At 68.2% G+C, this 16,930-nt stretch carries 17 protein-coding genes; 11 read left to right on the top strand and 6 right to left on the bottom strand.

Annotation, left to right across the window (positions count from 1 at the left end; all coding sequences use genetic code 11):
* Positions 1–22: 22 nt before the first annotated feature.
* Both HFP15_RS28145 and HFP15_RS28140 read right to left on the bottom strand, forming a co-directional pair.
* Positions 23–220: a ferredoxin gene (locus HFP15_RS28145; protein WP_168519779.1), complete on the bottom strand. Its 198-nt coding sequence runs from the start codon at positions 218–220 to the stop codon at positions 23–25.
* A 13-nt stretch (positions 221–233) separates the two neighbouring features.
* On the bottom strand, positions 234–1,100 hold the full coding sequence (locus HFP15_RS28140) for an SDR family NAD(P)-dependent oxidoreductase (protein ID WP_168519778.1): 867 nt from the start codon (positions 1,098–1,100) through the stop codon (positions 234–236).
* Between the two features lie 165 nt (positions 1,101–1,265).
* Here HFP15_RS28140 and HFP15_RS28135 point away from each other — a divergent pair, with 165 nt between their 5' ends.
* Positions 1,266–2,042 carry an enoyl-CoA hydratase/isomerase family protein gene (locus tag HFP15_RS28135; RefSeq protein WP_312871782.1) on the top strand — a complete coding sequence of 259 codons (777 nt, stop codon included), beginning with the start codon at positions 1,266–1,268 and terminating at the stop codon, positions 2,040–2,042.
* Here HFP15_RS28135 and HFP15_RS28130 read toward each other — a convergent pair.
* Positions 2,039–3,511, bottom strand: coding sequence for an aldehyde dehydrogenase (locus HFP15_RS28130; protein ID WP_312871781.1), 1,473 nt, complete (start codon positions 3,509–3,511; stop codon positions 2,039–2,041). The two genes, HFP15_RS28135 and HFP15_RS28130, sit on opposite strands and share 4 nt — an antisense overlap.
* Before the next feature lie 138 nt (positions 3,512–3,649).
* Here HFP15_RS28130 and HFP15_RS28125 point away from each other — a divergent pair, with 138 nt between their 5' ends.
* Positions 3,650–4,882 (top strand): cytochrome P450, encoded by a 1,233-nt coding sequence (locus HFP15_RS28125; protein WP_168519777.1) that lies wholly within the window; start codon positions 3,650–3,652, stop codon positions 4,880–4,882.
* Here HFP15_RS28125 and HFP15_RS28120 read toward each other — a convergent pair.
* Both HFP15_RS28120 and HFP15_RS28115 read right to left on the bottom strand, forming a co-directional pair.
* The gene (locus tag HFP15_RS28120) at positions 4,879–6,480 is read right to left on the bottom strand and encodes an FAD-dependent oxidoreductase (protein WP_168519776.1); all 1,602 of its coding nucleotides are present in this window, start codon (positions 6,478–6,480) and stop codon (positions 4,879–4,881) included. The genes HFP15_RS28125 and HFP15_RS28120 overlap by 4 nt on opposite strands.
* Before the next feature lie 59 nt (positions 6,481–6,539).
* Positions 6,540–7,232 (bottom strand): TetR family transcriptional regulator, encoded by a 693-nt coding sequence (locus HFP15_RS28115; RefSeq protein ID WP_168519775.1) that lies wholly within the window; start codon positions 7,230–7,232, stop codon positions 6,540–6,542.
* A 99-nt stretch (positions 7,233–7,331) separates the two neighbouring features.
* Between HFP15_RS28115 and HFP15_RS28110 the strand changes: the two genes are divergently transcribed.
* The 9 genes from HFP15_RS28110 (at position 7,332) to HFP15_RS28075 (ending at position 16,085) form a co-directional block, all read left to right on the top strand.
* Positions 7,332–8,744 (top strand): aldehyde dehydrogenase family protein, encoded by a 1,413-nt coding sequence (locus HFP15_RS28110; RefSeq protein ID WP_168519774.1) that lies wholly within the window; start codon positions 7,332–7,334, stop codon positions 8,742–8,744.
* 32 nt (positions 8,745–8,776) lie between these two features.
* On the top strand, positions 8,777–9,307 hold the full coding sequence (locus tag HFP15_RS42280) for an aromatic ring-hydroxylating oxygenase subunit alpha (RefSeq protein WP_210717971.1): 531 nt from the start codon (positions 8,777–8,779) through the stop codon (positions 9,305–9,307).
* Positions 9,283–9,966, top strand: a complete 684-nt coding sequence (locus tag HFP15_RS42275) for an SRPBCC family protein (protein WP_312871780.1) — start codon at positions 9,283–9,285, stop codon at positions 9,964–9,966. The genes HFP15_RS42280 and HFP15_RS42275 overlap by 25 nt, the downstream gene beginning before the upstream one ends.
* Before the next feature lie 375 nt (positions 9,967–10,341).
* Positions 10,342–11,385 carry a thiolase C-terminal domain-containing protein gene (locus HFP15_RS28100; protein ID WP_210717969.1) on the top strand — a complete coding sequence of 348 codons (1,044 nt, stop codon included), beginning with the start codon at positions 10,342–10,344 and terminating at the stop codon, positions 11,383–11,385.
* Positions 11,382–11,822 (top strand): lipocalin-like domain-containing protein, encoded by a 441-nt coding sequence (locus HFP15_RS28095; protein WP_168519772.1) that lies wholly within the window; start codon positions 11,382–11,384, stop codon positions 11,820–11,822. The genes HFP15_RS28100 and HFP15_RS28095 overlap by 4 nt, the downstream gene beginning before the upstream one ends.
* A 497-nt stretch (positions 11,823–12,319) precedes the next feature.
* Complete coding sequence (locus HFP15_RS28090) at positions 12,320–14,695, top strand: sensor histidine kinase (protein ID WP_168519771.1); 2,376 nt, start codon at positions 12,320–12,322, stop codon at positions 14,693–14,695.
* Between the two features lie 19 nt (positions 14,696–14,714).
* Entirely contained in the window at positions 14,715–15,134 is a 420-nt protein-coding gene (locus HFP15_RS28085) for a roadblock/LC7 domain-containing protein (protein WP_168519770.1), read from the top strand.
* Positions 15,131–15,511, top strand: a complete 381-nt coding sequence (locus HFP15_RS28080; RefSeq protein ID WP_168519769.1) for a DUF742 domain-containing protein — start codon at positions 15,131–15,133, stop codon at positions 15,509–15,511. Before HFP15_RS28085 ends, HFP15_RS28080 begins: the two co-directional genes overlap by 4 nt.
* 37 nt (positions 15,512–15,548) lie before the next feature.
* Positions 15,549–16,085 (top strand): GTP-binding protein, encoded by a 537-nt coding sequence (locus tag HFP15_RS28075; RefSeq protein WP_312871784.1) that lies wholly within the window; start codon positions 15,549–15,551, stop codon positions 16,083–16,085.
* A 3-nt stretch (positions 16,086–16,088) separates the two neighbouring features.
* On the opposite strand, the gene HFP15_RS28070 is transcribed toward HFP15_RS28075, so the two are convergent.
* Positions 16,089–16,844: an SDR family NAD(P)-dependent oxidoreductase gene (locus HFP15_RS28070; protein WP_168519767.1), complete on the bottom strand. Its 756-nt coding sequence runs from the start codon at positions 16,842–16,844 to the stop codon at positions 16,089–16,091.
* Positions 16,845–16,930: the final 86 nt, after the last annotated feature.

Genomic DNA, 16,930 nt, shown 5'->3' with positions numbered 1-16,930 from the left:
CGCCGAACGACGCCGGGGAGTGTTAGCCGCGCAGCCGGAGAGCCTGTTCCGGGCACGCGCGCACGAGGTGATCCGCTTTGGCGGCCAGGTCATCCGGAACGGGATCGGTGACGAGTACCGGATACCCCTGGTCGTCGCAGTCCATGATCTCCGGTGCGGCGCCGTAACAGATGCCGTGCCCGGCACAGGCTTCCCGGTCGATGGTCAGGTGCTTGCTCATCGGTGCTCGTCTTCTACAGAGTCGGCTGCCCCTGGTCCTCGGGGAAGGGGATCGCGACCCGCGCGAGCGTGCCGCCATCGGCCGAGGAGATGACCTGACCCGACGTGTACGCCGCGTCGTCGGACACCAGGAACAGGGCGGTCTTGGCATTGTCGCGCAGTGACGGAGGCCGGTCCAGTTTGAGCGGAATGGGCGTGACGCCCTTGTCCCACGGGCCCGCGACCTCCTCATAGGACTGGCCGACCACCGGGGCGCCGTGCTCCAGCAGGAAGTTCGGCGACATCCCGTGCGTCGGTGCGATCGCGTTGACCCGGATGCCCCATTTGCCGAGATCCAGCGAGAGGCCGCGCACCATGCCGTTGACCCCGGCTTTGGTCGCCGAGTACGGCGCGATGCTGTGGTAGGCGACCATCGACGCCGCGGACGAGGTGACGAGGATGGCGCCACCCCCGTTCTCGCGCATCGGTTTGACCGCGTGCTTGGCGCACAGGAACGGGCCGGTCAGGTTCACCGCCATGACCTTGTGCCAGTCCTCCAGCGGGAAGTCCTCGAAGGCCAGCTCCTCGCCGCCCATCACGCTCGGCACGCCGCCCCGCGAGACGATGCCCGCGTTGGCCCACATGATGTCGAGTTTGCCGAACGTCTCGAGCGCGGTGCTCACCGTCCGTGCCACGTCGGCCTCGACCGTGGTGTCGGCTTCGACCGCGACGGCCGTGCCGCCCTGTTCGGTGACGAGCTTGACGGTCGCCTGCGCGCGGTCGCCGAGAATGTCCATCACGACGACCTTCGCGCCTTCTTCGGCGAACAACCGGGCGGATTCGCGTCCCAGCCCCGAGCCGGCGCCGGTGATGATCGCGACCTTGCCTTCGAGCCTCGCCATGACACTTCCTCTCTCCGGACAACGGTGTCCGGCGGTCCAGGGATTGACCTTCCCGCGCCAGGGAGTAAAGAATGCAGATACCTTATAGCTCTAGATTAGATATCGTCAACAGGGCTTTCCTCCGGGGGATTCTCCGAAGATCCCGAGCACTGTCAAGGAGTTCTCGTGTCGTGCCTCGTACTGCGTGACGACAGCGGCCCCGTCCGCACCCTGACGCTCAACGATCCGGATCGGCGGAATCCGGTCGGTCTCGACCTTCGTATCGCACTTCTCGGTGAACTCGAAACGGCCATGGCCGACCCCGCCGTCCGCGCGATCGTGCTGACCGGCGCGGGACCGGTGTTCTGCGCGGGCGGCGACCTGAAGGCGATGGGGCGCAAGCCCGCCGCCGAGGCACTGGAACTGCTGGAGTCCGCCCAGGCGGTGGTGCGGACGATCCTGGCCGGGCCCACGCCCGTCGTGGCGGCGGTCGAGGCCGCCGCGTTCGGCGCGGGTGTGGCGCTCGCGTCGGCGTGCGACCGGGTCGTGGCCACGGCGGGCACGCGGTTCCGTGCGACGTTCACCGGCGTCGGCCTTTGCGTCGACATGGGCATTTTCTGGTCGTTGCCGCAGCGGGTCGGCATCGCGTGGGCACGCAGGATGCTGTTGTTCGGCGACACAGCGGACGGCACTCGCGCGTTCGGCATCGGGCTCGTCGACGAACTCGCGGAACCGGGCGCCGCGCTGACGGCGGCGCTGGCGACGGCGCGACGGGTGGCACAGGGGCCGCCCGCCGCGCAGGCCGCGGTGAAGGCGATGCTCGGCCTCGCGGGAGGCGACCGTGAGGCGGTGCTGTCCGCCGAGGCCGAGCACCAGAGCACGCTGACCGACACCCGCGATTTCGCCGAGGGGATCGCGGCGTTTCGCGAGCGCCGGCCGGCGGTGTTCACCGGTGATGCCTAAGCGAAGAGGCGCTCCATGCCCGGCGTCAGGTTGATCGTCTTGAGTTCGTAGTACGCGGTCAGGCCCTCGTGGCCGGTGTCGCGTCCGATGCCGGAGCATTTGACGCCGCCGAACGGGGCCTCGATGTTGTAGGTGAAGGAGTTGACGCTGAACGTGCCGGTGCGCACGGCGCGCGCGACCTCGAGCGCCTTGTCCTCGTCGGTGGTGAACACCGCCCCGTGCAGGCCGTAGTCGGAGTCGTTGGCGATGGCGATCGCCTGCTCCACGGTGTCGTACGCGAGTACCGCGGCGACCGGCCCGAAAATCTCCTCGCGGCAGATGCGCATCGAGTTCTCCGCCGAACCGAACACCGTGGGCGCGATGAACCAGCCCTTGTCCAGATGCTGCGGCCGACCGCCGCCGGTGAGGATCTTCGCGCCGTCCGCGACACCCGCCGCGAGATACTCCTCGACCCGGTCACGCTGCCGCCGCGACACCAGCGGCCCCATGGTCGTCGCCGCATCGAAGGGATCGCCCACGACGAACGACTCCGCCGTCGCGACCAACGCCTCGACCACTTCGTCGTAACGGGTGCGGGGAACGAGGATCCGGCTGTAGGAAGCGCACACCTGGCCGGTGTTGAAGAACGAGCCGACCGCGATGCCCTGCATGCTCGTCGCGACGTCCGCGTCGTCCAGAATGATCGCCGCGGACTTCCCGCCGAGTTCCAGTTGCACCCGCTTGAACGAGCGCCCGCACTCCTGGCCGATCTCGCGTCCGGCGGCGGTCGAGCCGGTGAAGCTGACCTTGTCCACCTCCGGATGCGCCACCAGCGCGCGGCCGGCGTCGCGATCGCCGGTGATGAAATTGAAGACTCCTGCGGGGACACCGGCCCCGGCCAGCGCCTCGGCGATGAAGTAGCCGTCCAGCGGCGTCTCCGGCGCCGGCTTGTAGACCACGCTGCATCCGGCCGCCAGCGCCGGGAAGATCTTCGCGACGCCCATGTTGAACGGGCCGTTCCACGGCGCGATCGACGCGACGACACCGACCGGCTCCTTCACCACGGCGGCGGTCGTCCGGCCGCTGCGCAATTCGGACAACGGCTCCGCGCGGGCCAGTTCGACGAAATAGCGACCGGTTTCCAGCGCGCCGGGAATCTGCACGCCCGCGATCGAGGACGGCAGGCCCATCTCGGAGGTGACAACGCGCCCGATCTCGGCCAGTTTCGGCTCCAGCAGCCGCAAGGTGCCTTCGAGCACGTCGGCCCGCTCGCCGGTGCTCATCCGCCGCCATGTGCCGGCGGTGAACGACCGGCGTGCCGCACGCACCGCGGCGTCGACGTCCTCGGCGCCGGCGTCCGGTGCTTCGCCGATCACCTCTTCCGTCGAGGGGGACACCACCGGTATCCGTCCCGGCGAGGTGGGGCGGACCCATTCTCCGTCGATGAGGAAGCTCTCGTGACTGATCATCTTCGACCCTTCGAGTGACACTTAACGACCTTAGGTAACTGTGTCCGTATTCGAGTGCGGTTGACAGTGATTGACGTCTCGCTATTCTAAGCGCATTAGATAACTTGGGGAACTGCCCGGCAGTCCGTTCTCGGTCAATGACGATGGGAGCACCTGCTCATGACCACCACTCTCGACAACGTCCCGCAGCACCTGCGCGTGGACTTCGACATCTACGATCCCGGCCTGTGCGCACCGGCCGATCAGGTCAACGAACGGGTTGCCGAGCTTTCGGCGATCGGTCCGCTCGTGTACTCGGAGCGGTACGGCGGCCACTGGATTGTCACGCGCTACCAAGAAATTCACGACGTACTGCGCGATCCCGCGACCTTCTCCAGTTTCCCGAACAACCTGATCGAGCACGGCGCCGGCAAGTTCCTCCCGCTGGAGGTCGACCCGCCCGAGCACACGGCCTACCGCCACGCGCTGCAGCCGTTGTTCAACCCGAACCGGATGAAGGCGCTGGCCCCGCGCATCCGCGCGATCGTCAACGAATTGATCGATGGTTTCGCCGCCCGGGGCGAGGCGGAGTACATTTCCGAATTCGCCCACGAGATGCCCGCACGCGTGTTCCTCGCCCTGATGGGGTGGCCGCTGGAAGACGCACCGATGTTCACCGAGATGACCGACATTACGCTGCAGGGCAAGCCCGGCCTGTCCGAAGAGGAGAACGTCAAGGTACGCGCCGAGGCGGCTCAACAGCTGTTCGGCTACTACGCGAACGTGATCGCCGACCGGCGCAGCCGTCCCGACGCCGACGACATCACCAAGGCGATCATCGACACCCCGGTCGAGTTCGAGGACGGCAAGCGGCTGCTCACCGACGAAGAGCTGTCCAACATGTTCTTCCTGTTGCTCATCGCGGGGCTGCACACGGTGCAGGGCTCGCTCGCGTGGGGAGTCATGCACCTGTCCGATCACCCCGAGAAGCGTCAGGAACTCGTGGACGATCCCGACATCATTCCCACGGCTGTGGAGGAGATCCTGCGGATCGAGGCCGCCGTGTCGCCGGGCCGCCGGGTCACGAAGGACGTCGAACTCGGTGGGGTGTCGCTGCACGAGGGTGACCAGTTGCTGCTCGTACTGGCGGGCGCCAACCGCGACTCCGCGGAGTTCGAGGACCCGGGCGTGCTCGATCTCCACCGCACGCCCAACCGGCACCTGTCCTTCGGCTCCGGGCCGCACCGCTGCCTCGGCTCGCATCTGGCGCGCGTCGAGCTGACCATCGCCTTCGAGGAGCTCTACCGCAGGCTGCCCGACCTCCGCGTCGACCGGGACAAGCCGTCGGTCTCGCACCCGAGCCAGGTGCGCGGGGTCGCGGCGCTGCCCGTGACGTTCACGCCGGAGTCCTAGGAAACACGGGATCGCTTGACGACGTCCAGCATCGCCTGCGTGTCGACCAGTTTGACGCGCGGGCGATGCTGGGCGCGTCCGGCCTCCCGCTCGTGCGCGTCGATGGCCTTCCAGCCGTTGTAGTCCAGGGCGAGCGGCTGACGGCCCGCGATCAGGTCGTCCACCTCGCCGGCGTCCGTGGGCGGCGCGGTCAGCCGGCCGTTCAGATAGTCCTCCAGTAGCGCCGCCACCGTGTCCTCGGCGCATTTCTTGTTGGTGCCGACGACGCCGGAGGGGCCACGTTTGATCCAGCCCGCGGCGTACACACCCGCCCTCACCCGGCCACCGTCGTTGGGCAGGATGCCGCGCGTTTCGTCGAAAGGCAGGCCCGGCAAGGGGGCGCCCCGGTAGCCGATGGAGCGCAGCACGAGGCCGCACTCGATGTCCCCGGTCTCCCCGGTCGCCACGGCTTTGCCGTCCACAAGCTCGTTCCGGACGACGCGCAGACCGCGAACCCGGTCCTGCCCGAGGACCTCCCGAGGCGAGGACAGGTAGCGCAGCACGATCTGCTTCTTCGCTCGCCGAGGCCGCCCGGCCAGCTCGCGGACCAGTTCGGCTTTGAGGCTTCCCGCCGCTTCACCGTATTCGGCGACCACGTCGAAAGTGGACAGTCCGAGCAGCTCGGGCACCGTGTAGGCGGCCTCGTGTGGTCCGCGCCTGCCGAGGACGACGACCTCGCGGATCCGGCTGGCTGCCAGCGCTTCCAGCGCGTGGTCGGCGATGTCGGTGCGAGCGAGGTCGTCGACGTCGGCGGCGAGGACGCGGGCCACGTCCAGCGCGACATTGCCGTTCCCGACGACGACCGCGCGCTCCGCGGACAGGTCGAAGGCCGTGCCGGCGAACTCGGGATGGCCGTTGTACCACGCGACGAACTCGGTCGCGGGGTGGCTGCCGGGCAGATCCTCGCCGGGAACACCCAGCCGCCGGTCACGGGGCGCGCCCACCGCGTAGAGCACGGCGTGGTGGTGGGCCAGCAACTCCTCGTGCGTGACGTGCGTGCCGACCTCGACGTTGAGATGGACGTGCAGTCCTTTCCGGGTCATCGTGCGGCCGAAGGCCTTCGTCACGGCCTTGGTGCTCTGATGATCCGGCGCGACGCCGAAGCGCACGAGGCCCCACGGGACGGGGAGCCGCTCGAACATGTGGATCTCGACGTCGAGCCCCCGGCGGGTGAGCAGCTCCTCCGCCGCGTAACAGGCCGCGGGGCCGGAGCCGACGATCGCGACGCGAAGCGGACCCGGCTCGGTCGTCTCGATCCGCGGTTTCGCGACGTCGGCCGGATCGGGCGAATAGTCCCGGTGTGCGGGATCTTCGAAATAGCGGGCGTTGATCTCGGAGAACCGGACGTTGTCGTCGGTGAGGTCGTAATCGGGCACGATCGCGTCGACCGGGCAGACCTCGACGCAGGCGCCGCAGTCGATGCACGTCTCCGGATCGATGTAGAGCATCTCGCTGCGCGCGTACTCCGCTTCGTCCGGCGTGGGGTGGATGCAGTTGACCGGGCACACCGGCACGCAACTCGCATCGTTGCAGCAGGGCTGAGTGACGACGTGCGCCATGGCGTTCCTCCGTTAAAACTATTGTCTTTAGGTTAACGGGAAGGAACGGCTCGGGCAAGTCACCGTCGGCGCGAGCGCGACCGCCGCGAGGCCGCCGCCCTCATCGTGATCGCACCTTCGTCCGCGTTTCCGGGATGTCGGCCGGCCACAATGCCCCGCAGGAAGGTCCTGATCGACTCGGCCCACAGCGCCTCGGGGGTCAGTTCGTTCGCGGAGACCGACCGGGCCAGCGAGGGCTGCAGGACGGGATCGAAGTGCGGGAAGATGTCCTTGCGGTCGGCGGCCGGCTTCATCGCCTCCGTCAGCGCGGCGCCGAGGGTGAACCTGTCCAGTCCGTCCATGATCAGCACCCGCTGATGGTCCGGAATGCCCGCCTCGGCCAGGAACCGCGCGGAGACCTCGTAGGTCGGGGCGAACACGTCCCTGGGCATGAACTCGAGCAGGAGCGGGGCCGCGTTCGCATGGCGGAGGATGGTGCGCCGGAAGTTCAGGCTCTGGGTCACGAAGTACTCGATCCAGTGTTCCGGCGCCCGGTCGCGTGGCCGCGGCGTGCTGCGGACGATGAGGCGCGCGACGGCTTCCAGGATGGCGGCCTTGTCGGGGAAGTAGTAGTACAGCGACGGGCCACGCACGTTCATCGCCCTGGCCAGGCGCTTGACGCTGAACGCCTCGAGTCCGTCGGCGTCGATGAGAGCGAGTGCGGACTCGACGATCCCGTCGTAGCTGAGGATCGGCCGGGCAGGACGAGGCATGCGGACAGTATGGCAGTACTGCTTTCCGTAGCGCGTGTTGACAGATTTGTATCTACACTCATAAGGTAATTTTCATAATTCTGAGGGGAGTGCCCCACTGTGACTTCCGATCTCTACGTCGGCGGCAGCTGGACCTCTTCGACGGGCGCGGAACGGGTCACCGTGCTCAACCCGGCCACCGAGGAAGCCATCGGCGACGTGCCGTCGGGAACGCCGGAGGACGTCGCTCTCGCGGTCCGCGCCGCGCGCCGGGCGTTCGAGGACTGGGCGGAGACCGGCCCTGGCGAGCGGGCGAAGTTCGTCGCGCGACTCGCCGACGAACTCGAGCGGCGGCAGGACGAGATCACCGGCGTGCTCGTCGCCGAGGTCGGCACACCGCGCCGCGTCGCGAGGTGGGCGCAGGTCGGGCTCGGCATCGTCGACCTCAGGGAGGCGAGCGCGGCCGCGGCGGAGTTCGCGTGGCAGGAGAACCTGCGCAACTCGCTGATCATCCGCGAGGCCATCGGTGTGGTCGGCTGCATCACGCCGTGGAACTACCCGCTGCACCAGATCACCGCCAAGATCGGCGCCGCGCTCTGCGCGGGCTGCACTGTCGTGGTCAAGGCCAGCGAGGTCGCGCCGCTCACCGCGCGCGCACTCGCGCAGGCGATCGACGCGGTGGGCTTCCCGCCGGGCGTGTTCAACCTCTTGCACGGCTACGGGACCGTCGTCGGTGAGGCGCTGGCCCGGCATCCGGACGTCGACATGGTGAGCTTCACCGGTTCCACGGCGGTGGGCAGGCGGATTCTCGAACTGGCCGCGCCGAGTATCAAACGCGTCGCGCTGGAACTGGGCGGCAAGAGCGCGAGCGTGCTGCTCGACGACGCCGACCTCGCGGTGGCGGTGCCGCACACCGTGCGCGCGAGCTATCTCAACGGCGGGCAGAGCTGCAACGCACAGACCCGCATGCTCGTGGCCCGGCACCAGCTCGCCGAGGCCGGGGAACTGGCCGCCGAGGCCGCCGCCCAGTACGTGCCGGGCGATCCCGCCGACGACGCCACGAAACTCGGGCCGATGGTGAGCGCGGTCCAGCGCGACCGCGTGCTCTCCTATGTCCGCCAGGGGATCGAGGACGGCGCCCGACTGCTCACCGGTTCGCCGGAGCCCTCGCGACGCCACTCGCGTGGCTACTTCGTGGAGCCCGCCGTTTTCTCCGAGGTGGACCCCAATGCCCGGATCGCCCAGGAGGAGATCTTCGGCCCGGTGCTCTCGATTATTCCCTACGACACCGACGAGGAGGCCGTCGCGATCGCCAACGGCACTCCCTACGGTCTCGCGGGCGCCGTGTGGTCGGCCGACGCCCAGCGTGCCCAGCGTGTCGCCCGCCGGCTGCGGGCCACGCAGATCGAGGTCAACGGCGGGAAGTTCAACGCCGCCGCGCCCTTCGGCGGCTACCGGCAGTCCGGTCTCGGGCGCGAGGGCGAAGCGTTCGGCCTCGGGGAGTTCGTCGAGGTCAAAAGCCTGCAGCTGTGACACCCGAAACCTCAAGGAGGAGGTCTTTTCCGATGGTGTTCACCGACTTGCCTTACGACGCGGGGCAGAAGGCCGAGTTCGCGCGTCAGATGTTCGGCCACATCGAGAACCGGACCACCGATCTGGCGGACGAGATCCTCGAAGTGGATCCGCGGTCCTACTCTGATCCCGCGCTCGCGCGGCGGGAACGCGCCGAGATCTTCGGCACCGTCCCGGTCGTGGCCGCGCACGGTTCGCAACTGCCGGAGCCACACGACTTTCTCACCGTCCAGCTGCCCAACAACGAAATCGTGCTGGTGCGTCAGCCGGACGGCGAGGTGCGCGGGTTCGTCAACATCTGCCGGCACCGGGGCGCCCGGCTGGTCATGGACGACGCCGGCTCGCGAAGGTTCTTCAGCTGCCGCTACCACGGCTGGACCTTCGCGGGAGACGGGACGCTGCGGGCGATCGCGCACGAGCCGACGTTCGGCCAGGTCGACAAGAGCTGCCTGGGCCTGCTGGAAGTCCCGGTCGAGCAGCGGCACGTTTCGTCTGGGTCGTGGACTCGGCGCGCGGTGATGTGAAGATCGATGTGGCGCAGTGGCTCGGCCCCGAGCTGGACGACGCGCTGACCTCGTTCGACATGGACTCCTACACCTGTTGCCGCTCCGGTGATTTCGACGAGGAGATCAACTGGAAGGTGCTCATGGACGCCTTCCTCGACGGCTACCACATCGCCTCGACACACGCGGGCACCGTCGCGCCGTACTTCTACAACAACGTGCAGGCGTGGCGGCAGATGGGCAGACACGCCCGCGTGGTGTCGGCGCGCAAGAGCATCGACAAGGTGCGTGAACAGGATCCGTCCGAAGTGGACATCAACAGACACATCACGATCGCGCACTTCATCATGCCGAACATGAGTATCCTCCGGCAGCCCGATCACCTGGAGGTGCTCACCTTCGTGCCCGCGCCGGGCACGGCGGAGGGCACCCGGATGCAGATGCGCATCCTGATTCGCGAGCCCGCCGTCACCGACGAGCAGAAGGCGCGCTGGGACAAGAACTGGGACATCCTGATGGCGGTGCTGCGCGACGAGGACCTGGTCGTCAACCGCGCCTTGCAGCACGCGGTGTCCAATACGGACTTGCCGCCGTTGTTGTTCGGCCGCAACGAGATCGCCAACCAGCACTTCCATCAGTGGCTCGATCGCGCACTCGACGATCCCCGCCACTGGGGCTGATCGGAGGCACTATGGGCTACAGCTTCCAGGCGCACCGGATCAACGGTGGCATCAACGCGGATGAGAAGTACTGGGAGTTCCTCGAGGACAGCGAGTTCCGGCTGCCGCGCTGGATGTGGCCCGCGCACTTCCGTTGCGGCGACTGCGGTTCGTGGGAGCAGGAGTGGGTGCCCGTCGACCCGTTCCGGCTCGGTCTACTCCTGGACACGCAGCTGGCACGCCTTCGACCGGACACGCGAACGGGCCGAGGACGGGCTGCGGATCGGGGCGCCGGTCCGCGGCCACATCGACCCGCCGTCGCCGAAATCCAAGGGCTATCCGGCGCTGCGCTGGTCGCTGGCGGGGGAGTGAGGCAGTCACATGGTGAACGCGGTCATGCGGGGTACGACCGCGGTGGCGGGCGTCGGCGAGACCCCGTACTACAAGCGCGGTACTTCCGGGAAACCCGCGCTGGAACTGGCTTTGCGCGCGATCGTCGCCGCGAGCGAGGACGCCGGGATACACCCGTCGGAGATCGACGGCTTCGTGTCCTACGGTTCCGAGCGCAACGACGGCCAGCGGATGATGCCCGCGCTGGGCACGAAGGAACTCCGCTTCGGCGCGCTCGTATGGACCCACGGCGGCGGCATCCCCGGCGCGCTCGGGCTCGCCGCGAGCGCGATCGTGACGGGGCAGGCCGACGTGGTCGCCGTCTACCGGGCGATGTCGGAGAAGGGCGGTCAGCGGCTGCGCGTCGACGTCGCGCAGGACGACACCGCGGCACAGCACCTGGTCAACGGGCTCGACGCGCCGGCGCAGATGTGCGCGCTCCGCTCGACGCGGCTGATCGAGGCCGAGGGCGTGCCCGCACGGACGTTGCGCGATATGGCGCTGGCGTCCTACTACCACGCACGCCGCAACCCGCGTGCGATCGGCCGGGATACGCCGCTGGACGAGACGAGCTACGAGGAATCACGGTGGATTTCCGAGCCGTACCATCTTTTCGGCTGCTCGAGGGAAAGCGACGCCGGGGCGGCGGTGATCCTCGTGTCCGCGCAACGGGCGAAGGATCTGGCGCAGCCGCCCGCGTATCTGCTCGGGGCACCGACCGGGGCGGTGCGGGGCTGGGGCATGATCGAGGAGAACCAGACCCCGTACTGGTCCTCGGGTTTCCACGGCTTCTGCACGCTGGAAAGCGCCGGTGATTTCATCACGTTCGACAACCTCATCGCGTCCGGCGGGCGGCTGCTGGTCAACACCTCCGGCGGCAACCTCGCCGACGGATTCATCCACGGGATGAGCCTGGTGAACGAGGCGGTGCGGCAGGTTCGCGGCACGTCGGTCAACCAGGTGCCCGACGCCGCCTTGTCGTTGATGACCGGCGGTCCGGGCGATCCCGTCGTCTCGACGGCGCTGCTGGGTACGGAGGCGACGCTGTGACGACGGTGGAACAACTTCACGGGACCTGGGACCTGCTCGATTTCGTCCGCGTCGTCGACGGGAACCCCGTCGGCGACGTGCTCGGGCCCCGTCCCGTCGGGCGGCTCAGCTACCAGCCGGACGGCCGGGTCACGGCACTGCTCATGCGCCGGAACCGTGAATGGCGCGCGGGCGCCGGGTTCCTCACCGCGGACGACAAGGAGCGCGGTGCCGCCGCGCTCGGTTTCGTCGGCTACGGCGGCCGGTTCGAGCTGCGTGGTGATCAGGTCGTGCACCACCTCGATATCTCGCTTTATCCCGAACATCCCGGCACGGATCTGGTGCGCACCGTGCGATGGGAGGCGGGCCTGCTCGTGCTGTCCACGGAGCAGCGCCTCACCCGGTCCGGACGCACGATGTGGGACGAACTCACGTGGCGCAGGCTCGGCATGACGTGATCCCTGTGTAGAAAGGCTCTCGCCCGAGACGGAGTCCTTTGTGGACATGCGCCGGATGTGATCCTGTACGCACATGCCGGCGATGCTCGCGATCTCGCGGCGTCCGCTCCGTCCATGCGGGCACCCTACACCTATCGGACAGTGTCTGTTAGGGCTGGATGGCGGTACATTTCTTGGCATTCCGCCAATAGATGGATATGCCGAGGTGGGAAAGGGTGCGGCCGCGAAATTCGGGGTGATCGAAATCGGGATTCCATTGGCGCGTAAGAGACTTTCTGCTACGAGATGTCACAAGAACGTTCTGGGACGACGGGGTGCCGGGTGGGTAGCAAGCAATTCCCACTTCGGCGAAGTACCCACTTCCCTTAACTATTTCCGTATGGTTTGATCCTCGTCGTCACGCGGCAGTCGACGAGGCGGACATCCGTTGCCGACTTGCACACCGCGCAGGCAATCCTTGTATTCAGCCAGGACAGGGCGATACTTTGCGTGCACGAATGGCGAAACGGGCCAAGGGAAATCGTTGGCTCGGCAGACTGACCGGTGCTTGGGCGCGCCGCCGGTCCCGGGCGAGCATCCGCACGCGCGTGCTCGCGATCGTGCTGATTCCGAGTTTGGCACTGCTCATCACCGGCGCGACGATCGCCGGCATACTTGTCGACAACGGGCTCACGGCCCGGAACTTCTCGGCCTATCTCAGTCAGACGGCCGACCTCGCGGTCAAGTTCGGCGGCGTCGTGCAGGCCGAGCGCTCGGCCAGCCTGCGCGTGCTCGGCGGAGACCGGCAGGCGCAGACCGAACTGACCTCCCGGCGCGATGACACCACCGCGGTGCTGACCATCATGAGCGGCGCGGCGGGCACGTCCGCCAAGGCGACGGGCATCAACCCGGAGGCGATGGCCGCGGCCAACGCGAAGCTCGTCGAACTCGTCTCGCGGCTACCGGTGGTCCGGCAAAGCGTCGATGTCCGGGCCTCGACCGCGACCGAAGTCGACGACTTCTACACGCAGCTCTCCGGATATGTCGTCACCGGCCTGGAAGACATCGCGCGTACGTCCCCGGACTCGTCGAGCGCCACGGAAGAGATCGTCTCGACGGATCTGTACGCGGTCACGGACTCGCAGTCGCGCGCCGCCGGGTTCGCCGCGGCGGACGTCGCGAAAGGCGTGCTGAGTCCGGACGAGAAGTTCGCGCACGCGCAGCGGGTGGGTGGATACCGCAGCCAGCTGGACGCGGCGGTTCCGCGGCTGACGGGCACCGAGCGCACGCGGTACGACGCGCTGGTCGCCAGCCCCGGATGGCAACTCGTGACCAGGGCGGAGAACACGCTTGCGACGACGGGGACACTGGGCGTCGGCCTGGCGGATTTCGTCACTGCCGAACAGCATGTCTCCAGCGAGTTGCTCGGTCTGTGGGGCGATCACTTCCGCTACGCCGAGAGCCTCGCCGAGGACGCGGGCACGACGCTGCTGTGGCAGTCGATCCTGGCCGGCGCCGGGGTGCTCCTGCTCGCGGTCGCCGCGTTCCTCATCGCGTTGCGGCTCGCGAACGCTCTTGTGCGCAGGCTGCGCACACTGCGGACGAAGACGCTGGAACTGGCGCGGGAGACGTTGCCGTCCATGGTCCGCAGGCTCAACGACGGCGAGCCGGTCGACGTCGAATCCGAGATGACCGTGGTGGACGACGGCCACGACGAGATCGGGCAAGTGGCGCAGGCCTTCACCACGGCGCAGCGCACCGCCGTCGACGCCGCGGCCGCCGAGGCCAAGACCCGCGGCGGGATCAACCGCGTCTTCCTCGACATCGCGCACCGCAGTCAGGTGGTCGTGCACCGGCAGCTCGAAGTTCTCGACGCCGCGGAGGCCAAACAGAGCGATCCCGAGCACCTGGAACTGTTGTTCAAACTGGACCATCTCGCCACCCGCGCCCGCCGCAACGCCGAGAACCTGCTGATCCTCGGCGGTGGCCAGCCGGGACGGAAATGGCGGAAACCCGTGGCACTGGAGGAGATCGTGCGCAGCGCGATCTCCGAGACCGAAGGCTTCGAACGCGTCAGCGCGGTGCGCCTGCCCGAGGTACGGGTACTGGGTGCGGTCGTCGCCGACCTGGTCCACCTGCTGGCTGAACTGGTGGACAACGCGATCTCGTTCTCCCCTCCCGGCGCGCCGGTCGCCGTCCGCGGCAACCTCGTCGGCAGGGGAGTCGTGGTCGAGGTCGAGGACCAGGGGCTCGGTATCGAGCTCGCCGAACGTGAGCGGCTCAACGAGACGCTGCACAACCCGCCGGACTTCCAGCAGATGGCGCTGGCCGGTGAGCGCAACCTCGGCTTGTTCGTGATCGGCCAGCTGGCTCAGCGGCATGGGATCGCGGTCAACCTGCTCGAATCGGCTTACGGCGGGGTCAAGGCGATCGTGCTGATTCCGTCGAAGGTGCTCGACGAGGACGACGGCATGACGGCGAAGCAAGCCGACGACGAGCGTTCCGGTGCCCAGCGCGGGAAACGGCGGCAGCCGGAGATGCCCTTCCTGCCGCAAGCCGCCGAGGACCCCGTACCGCGACCGCCCGCGGACACAGAGGTCCCGGCGCGGCACTGGCCGGTCGAGGAGCCTTCCGGTGAACCGGCGACGCCGCGCGCGACGGCCGGGAGCTCGTTCGGTGACACCCCGCGGCCGGGCGCGAAGCCACGCGCGCCGCTGCCACGCCGGCGCCGTCAGGCCCATCTGGTACCGCAACTCCAGCTGGAGGGCCAGGAGAACGCGGCGGCGCCCGCGGCGCGGCGGCTGCGCAGCCCCGAAGCGGCGCGGAACTCGATGGCTTCGTTCCAACGTGGAACGCGACAGGCGCGTGGCGTCTCGGGAGGGCAGAACGGATGAACACGATGGGGGCGCGTAGATGAACGACGATGTGATGGTCACGGCCACGGGCAGCGAGCTGAACTGGCTGCTCGACGACCTGGTCGGCAGGCTCGTCGGGGCCGAGCGAGCGGTGGTGCTCTCCGCCGACGGCCTGTTGCTCGGCCGCTCCGGCGGGCTGAACAGAGCCGACGGCGAGCATCTCGCCGCGATGGCGTCGGCGTTTCGCAGCCTGTCGCGCGGGGTGAGTACCCAGTTCGGCAAGGGCATGGTGCACCAGACCGTCGTCGAGCTCGAATACGGCTACCTCGTGGTGACCGAGGCCGGTGAGGGTGCGTGCATGGCACTGCTCGCGGCCGAGACCGCGGATCTCGGCATGATCGCGTACGAGATGAACGTGCTGGTCGGCAAGGTCGGTGACGCGATGTCGGCCGGCCCGCGAGCTCCGCACACGACATGAGGCAGGACGGCAGCGACTCCTGGTCCGTCGAAGACCCTGGGCCGCTGGTCCGGCCGTTCGCGGTGACGCGGGGGCGTGCCGGGAAGAACGTGCATGATCTCGACATCATCACGCTCGTCGTGGCGGTCCGGCCGGAGACCGAGGCCATGACGCTCGACCGGGAGTACGGCGCGATCCTGCGGATGTGCCAGCGCAGGCCACTCTCGATCGCCGAGATCGCGGCTCAGCTGAACCTGTTGGTGGCCGCGGTCAAGGTGCTGGTCAGCGACCTGATCGACTCGGGTCATCTCATTTTCCGTTCGCCGCCCCCTCCTGCCGAGGGCCGGCCCGATATGCAGCTGCTGCAGGCGGTGCTCGATGGTGTACGCAGACTCTGACGGTGGGCTGGCGCCCGGGCTGAACGGTGTGCGGGCGGTGAAACTGCTCATCGCCGGGGGATTCGGCGTCGGTAAGACGACGATGGTGTCCACGGTCAGTGAGATTCCGCCGTTGCGCACCGAGGAAAGCCTCACCGAGCTCGGTGCCGGGATCGACGATCTGACCGGCGTGGAAGGCAAGACCACGACGACGGTGGCGCTGGACTTCGGCCGGATCACGATCAACCCGCAGGTCGTGATGTACCTGTTCGGCACGCCCGGACAGGACCGGTTCTGGTTCATGTGGAAGGAACTGTCGCTGGGGGCGCTCGGCGCGGTGGTGCTGGCCGACACCCGCAGGCTCGAGGACTGTTTCGGCGCGGTCGATTTCTTCGAGTCCAGGAAGATCCCGTTCCTCGTCGGCGTGAACTGCTTCGCCGGCGCCGATGTCTACGACGAGGACGAGGTGCGCGGCGCGCTCGACCTCGACCCGCACGTCCCGGTGCAACTGTGCGACGTGCGCGACCGCGACTCGGCGAAGACGGTTCTGGTGCGGCTCCTGGAACACGTCATGACCGCGGCGATGTCGATGTAGCGGTCAGTCCGCTTCGAGCGGTACCGGCACGACGGGGCCGAGCACGGCGCCGCCGTCGATGACGAATTCCGAGCCGGTGCTGTAGGTCGCGTCCGCGATGAGGTAGGTCATCAGCGCGGTGACCTCGGCGGTGCGGCCCTTGCGTGGAATCGGCTGCTGGTCGTAGGAGTCTTCGGTGACGTCGGTCGTCATCGGGGTTTCCACGACGCCCGGGTGCACGGACACGATCCTGATTCCCTGCGGCGCGAACTCCAGCGCGGCCGCCTTGGTCAGACCCCGCACGCCCCATTTCGAGGCCACGTAAGCGGGTTCGGCCGCGAATCCCTGCAGGCCCGCGGTGGAGGACACGTTCACGATCACGCCCCCGTGCCCCGTCTTGACCATCGACGGGACGACCTCGCGGATCCCGATGAACTGGGCGGTCAGGTTGATGTTCAGCACCCGGGTGAACTCCGCCGTGCTGGTCTTCAGCCACGGTTTCCACTGCACGACCCCGGCGTTGTTGATGAGCGCGTCCACCGGGCCGAAGGTCTCCTCGGTCGCCGCGACGGCGTCCTTCCAGGACTGGTCGTCGGTGACATCGAGGTGCACGAAGGCGGCGGACTTCCCGAGTTCGTCGGCGAGCGCCTTGCCCTCGTCGTCGAGTACGTCGCCGATCACGACGCGCGCGCCCTCGGCGACGAGACCGCGCACGTGCGAGGCGCCCATGCCGCGCGCACCGCCGGTGACGATGGCGACCACAGTGTTCAGCCGGCCCATTGCGAAACTCCTTACTGTGCCGTTCGGTACCGATGCGGCCACAGCCACGGCGGAAACGGGTTTGTACCGGCCTGTCGGCTGCGGAC

The organism is Amycolatopsis acididurans (assembly GCF_012328925.1).
Taxonomy (GTDB): domain Bacteria; phylum Actinomycetota; class Actinomycetes; order Mycobacteriales; family Pseudonocardiaceae; genus Amycolatopsis_E; species Amycolatopsis_E acididurans.
This window is presented reverse-complemented; position numbering and strand designations above follow the sequence as displayed.